Source organism: Nitrososphaera sp. (genome assembly GCF_050748925.1).
Lineage (GTDB): Archaea > Thermoproteota > Nitrososphaeria > Nitrososphaerales > Nitrososphaeraceae > Nitrososphaera.
The window spans coordinates 1-4,268 of the sequence record NZ_JBOGQF010000145.1; the positions used below are offsets into that span (position 1 = coordinate 1).

The window sequence follows — 4,268 nt, forward strand, 5'->3', positions numbered from 1 at the left end:
AGGCAGGCCGCAGGTGACCGACGTGGTTGCGCTAAAGCAGGCAGTGTCTGCAGGCGGCTCGACGCACGCGGACATGGACGTGCTGGCGCTGGCGGCGGCTGCAGAGAACTACTCGGAGCACCCGCTCGCCAAGGCCATAGTCGCGCACGCGCAGGTCCTCGGGATTGAGCCGGGCGACATTTCTGATTTCCAGTCGACGCCGGGTAAGGGAGTCATGGCGGTGCTTGGCAGCGTAAAAATAAGGGCTGGCACCGCGGGATTTTTGGAATCCGCAGGCGTCAGGGCCGGCCCGTCCATCCTGGAAGCGGAAAAGCTGCAGGCGCAGGGCAAGACGGCAGTCATCGTCTCTGCAGACAGTGAAGCGGTGGGCGTCATTGGCCTTTTGGACGCGCCCAGGCCCGAGGCAAGGGAGGCGATAACTGCACTAAAGGCTCTGGGCATAGAGCCGGTTATGGTCACGGGCGACAACATAAAGACGGCAGAACAGATTGCGCGCCTTGTGGGCATCGAGCGCGTCCATGCGGGCGTGCTGCCGTCTGGCAAGGTAGACGCGGTAAACGCGCTCAAAAGGCACGGGGCAGTGGCGATGGTAGGCGACGGCATCAACGACGCGCCGGCCCTCACCGCCGCGGACGTCGGCATAGCAGTCGGCTCGGGCACCGACCTTGCCATAGAGGCGGGAGGGGTCGTGCTGGTCAGAAATGACGTGCGCGACGTGGTGGCGGCAATCGAAATAGCGAAAAAGACGGTCGGCAAGATAAAGCAAAACCTCGCGTATGCGTTCCTCTACAACATAGTGCTGGTGCCGGTCGCTGCGGCGGGGTTGCTGTACCCTGCCCTTGCAGGACTTGCCATGGCCGCAAGCTCGGTGTCCGTGACTGCCAGTTCGCTTGCGCTGAAAAGGTGGAAGCCGAGAAGAACAAGGGTACAGAATTAAATGGACGCTCGTCTTTAATGGTTAAAGATATTTTTTGACTTTTTCAGGCAGTTCTTTTATCCTATGCCGCCCAGCCATTGCGCATGAACTTTGACAAGAACAAAAGGCTGCCAGTGTTCGTAATCGCTGCAGCCATACTTCTAGCTGCTGTAGCTGCAACGCCTTATTTGCAGCAGCCTGCAGACGCAAAACACGTAAGCAGGATATTGATGACCACAACCGTCCAGTCAGAGCAGGCGACAAGTCCCGGCCACGAGTCACACCAGATCGCCATGATACTTTCGCCCAACGAGGGCTCGATGTATACGGGAATTATCACATGGAGCGCTAGCCAGCCTGTTGAGGTGTTTGTGCTGCACAACTATAACGGAAACTCGACGGCTGCGCCGGCAAGATACCAGCTTGGCGAAAGCGAATACGCGCTGTCTCTCATCAGCACGGGAGCGGACGGCAAGTCTACTAGCGCCGGCTCGACGCAGTTTGTCGGCAACGCGCTTGCGCTGCAAAACATAGAGGGCGATGAGTTCGCGGCGACGGTGTCGGTAGACGGGCTGCAGAGAAAGCCGACACTCGCCAGCGTGGCATCGCCTATGCAGGCCCCCGGCTCTGCGCTAAATTTGTCGGCAGCAAGCGTGCCCATGGATATACCCATGGTAAGGGCTTACGAGAACGGCAGCGAGATCTATATTGTTGCGACGGACGCGTCAGACAGGGATCTTGCAGCCCAGCTCACAAACATTACGGGCTTTAAGGTGAACCATGCCCCCCTCATGGCACAGACGCCGGACTCGGCAAGGGGGCAGGCATACGTCTTTAGAAACGGGGTTGAGGGCGACGGCCCGCTTGCGTTCCAGGTTCCGGTCGTGAACGCCAAGCCCGGCGACGAAGGCTATAGCCCGCTCTTGCAGGTGAGCTTTGTCGACTGGAACGATGGCGCAAATGCAACTGAACTCAAGTCAGTCAGCGAAGTCATGGACGCAGAACAGGACGGCCGGCTGACCATCACCAATACGGACATCATCGTCAACCACCCCGCAGTCAAGTGGCAGGGAGGCTCGCTTGCGATAAGGGAAGACAGGGACAGCATCAACGACGACTCGCCCTATATGGGAGGCCAAGTGCTAGAAATAGGCACGGGCAAAATGGTGGCCACGTTTGTAGCCCACAGGGGGTGGGGGCCTGACGGCAAGACGGTATACTATATCGTGACCGACGCAACGCCCGAAATGCCGGCAACCATGATGGGCGTGCCATCTGTCGCTGCAGACGAAGGGCTGGCGGCGACGCCTGTCGCGGTGGACCTGTTCCAGTTCATGAACGGCATCAAGGGATCGGGCCCGATGGGGTTCCAGGCAGGCATCGGGGGCGCAAACCCTGACGACGGGGAGAGGTATAGCCCCATGTGGAGGATATCCTTTATAGAGTGGAAAAAACCAGGCGACGCAAGGCTGCTTGAAACCACGGACGACATCGCTGAAATGGTAGAAAGTGGCGCAATAACGGTTACACCTGCAATGGAAGGCAGGCACGTGGTAAACTGCCCATTCTTTGACCAGCAGACCGTGATGGAGCACCGGAGCGACAGGTCATAAGCCTGACGCTCCGCGCCCCTTTTTTTCTCTCGATATCGCAAAGGCTTTTTGTCAGCTAAAGTGAATCTTGAACCGTTATACGACATTCTTAATACTGCCGGCGGCCAAGCCGTTCCATGGCCCAGATGACGACCCTCCAAATAGCCACATTTGGAGGCGAAGGCCAGGAAGGCATAGCGGCGGGCATCAGGAACTTTCCAGTGCACGAGCTGGCGCTGATATGCTACAGCTCGGACAAGCAAAAGGCGGACGAGTTTGCCAGAAAGCTCCGAAACGTCCTTGGGCTGCCTATCACGATCAGTCTGATTAGCAAAGAGAACGTGATCCGCGACACAATGGAGAGAGTAAGTGAAATACTGGGCATGCACAGAGACTTTCAGCAGGTGCTCATGAACGTGAGCTGCGGCGACAAGATGATAGGCTGTGCGGCTCTCTCTTCTGCGTTTATCAACGGGATCAAGTCGTTTGGAATGGACTCGACGGGTACGCCGCTTCTGATGCCGGTCCTCAAGCTCAGCTACAGCGAGATAATATCCGACGCAAAGATCAGGATACTGAAGACCATCAACGACATCGGCGGCGCCATCGAAAGCCTCGAGCAGCTAGAGCAGGCGTCCGGCTACGGCAAGCCGCTCCTGAGCTACCACGTCATGGGCTCGCGCGAGTCAAAGGGCCTCGCTGACCTTGGCCTGCTTGAAGTGGAAAAGGGAGACAGGGGCAAGATATCTGCCAAGCTCACGACGCTTGGCAAGATGCTTGTGACCAGCAGCGCCATAAGCACTGCACAGGCGCCATAAGGAACAAGCCTTTTATCAAGACGCGTGCAATCAAAGACAGAATGGACCCTATCATGATCGGTTTTGTATCACTTGACATGATGCTTGGGATGATCATGGGAATGGCCGCAAGCCCGCTCATGATGAAGGGGATAAAAGCCGCCAGGCAGAGGAGGAAGCTGGACAAGATCCTCCACGAGATAGCAGAGCAGAGAAAGAACCCCGGCCCTGCCTCATAACGTCAAATTCTTTCTTTAACCGTCAAAGTATGAAAATAAATAGCAATCCTGCGAATTAACTCAGTGCTACAGCCGCAATACCTGAGTCGCACGGCAAAAAGGTCGCTGGCAAAGGGCATAATCTCGGGAACCGCAACTCTGACGGCCTACTTGCTCGTAGTAATAGCCACGACGCCAAGCCTGCCGGCATCGGCTGCGATAAGGGCGGCTTTTGACATCAATTCACCAATAATCTTGGGAACTGCTGGCGCCGTCGGCGCACAGGTCTTTTTTGCGTCCTACGGCAAGAGCATTGGCTGCTCAATAGACCGCAAGAGGGCCATTCTTGGCGCAGGCTCGGGCGGCACCGCAATAGGATCGTTCTTCTCTTTCTTTTCGCTCGTGCCTCTTGGATGCTGCGGAAGCTGGCTTTTGATACTCTCGTTCCTGCCGTCGGTGTTTGGCGGGGCGCTTTCCGTGGCACTCATCGAATATTCGCAGCCATTCTCGCATGGCGCGCTTGCAGCAGTTCTTGGATTTGCAGGCCTTTCAGGCCTGCAATTGCGCAAGAGGTTGAAGGAAAGGAAGCACAGTGTTTAGCAGAAAAGTGTTTGCAGTCATGATTATCGCCGCCGGCGTTGCGGCTGCGGCGGTTGTAGCATTTGCTGTCATGCTGCCCTCCGCGGCCCCTGCCCAGGACAAGGCAGCAGAAAAAGCCATAGTGCCACTCGACAAGATAGTGGGT

5 protein-coding genes are annotated in these 4,268 nt (G+C 56.9%); all 5 read left to right on the forward strand.

What is annotated here, in order from left to right; all coding sequences use genetic code 11:
* Positions 1-937, forward strand: a 937-nt coding sequence (locus tag ACREAY_RS10250) for a heavy metal translocating P-type ATPase (RefSeq protein WP_431755678.1), incomplete at its 5' end; no start/stop codon positions are given.
* 83 nt (positions 938-1,020) lie between these two features.
* A complete protein-coding gene (locus ACREAY_RS10255; protein WP_431755679.1) occupies positions 1,021-2,529 on the forward strand; it encodes a DUF7482 domain-containing protein in 1,509 nt (502 codons plus the stop codon).
* Positions 2,530-2,645: 116 nt separating this feature from the next.
* On the forward strand, positions 2,646-3,326 hold the full coding sequence (locus tag ACREAY_RS10260) for a hypothetical protein (protein ID WP_431755680.1): 681 nt from the start codon (positions 2,646-2,648) through the stop codon (positions 3,324-3,326).
* 41 nt (positions 3,327-3,367) lie between these two features.
* Positions 3,368-3,544, forward strand: coding sequence for a hypothetical protein (locus ACREAY_RS10265; RefSeq protein WP_431755681.1), 177 nt, complete (start codon positions 3,368-3,370; stop codon positions 3,542-3,544).
* A gap of 63 nt (positions 3,545-3,607) precedes the next feature.
* Entirely contained in the window at positions 3,608-4,123 is a 516-nt protein-coding gene (locus ACREAY_RS10270) for a hypothetical protein (RefSeq protein WP_431755682.1), read from the forward strand.
* Positions 4,124-4,268 lie beyond the last annotated feature (145 nt).

Coding starts and splice junctions, on each gene's coding strand:
- ACREAY_RS10265 (WP_431755681.1), top strand. CDS start 3,368: ATGGACCCTATCATGATCGGTTTTGTATCACTTGACATGATGCTTGGG.
- ACREAY_RS10255 (WP_431755679.1), top strand. CDS start 1,021: ATGAACTTTGACAAGAACAAAAGGCTGCCAGTGTTCGTAATCGCTGCA.
- ACREAY_RS10260 (WP_431755680.1), top strand. CDS start 2,646: ATGGCCCAGATGACGACCCTCCAAATAGCCACATTTGGAGGCGAAGGC.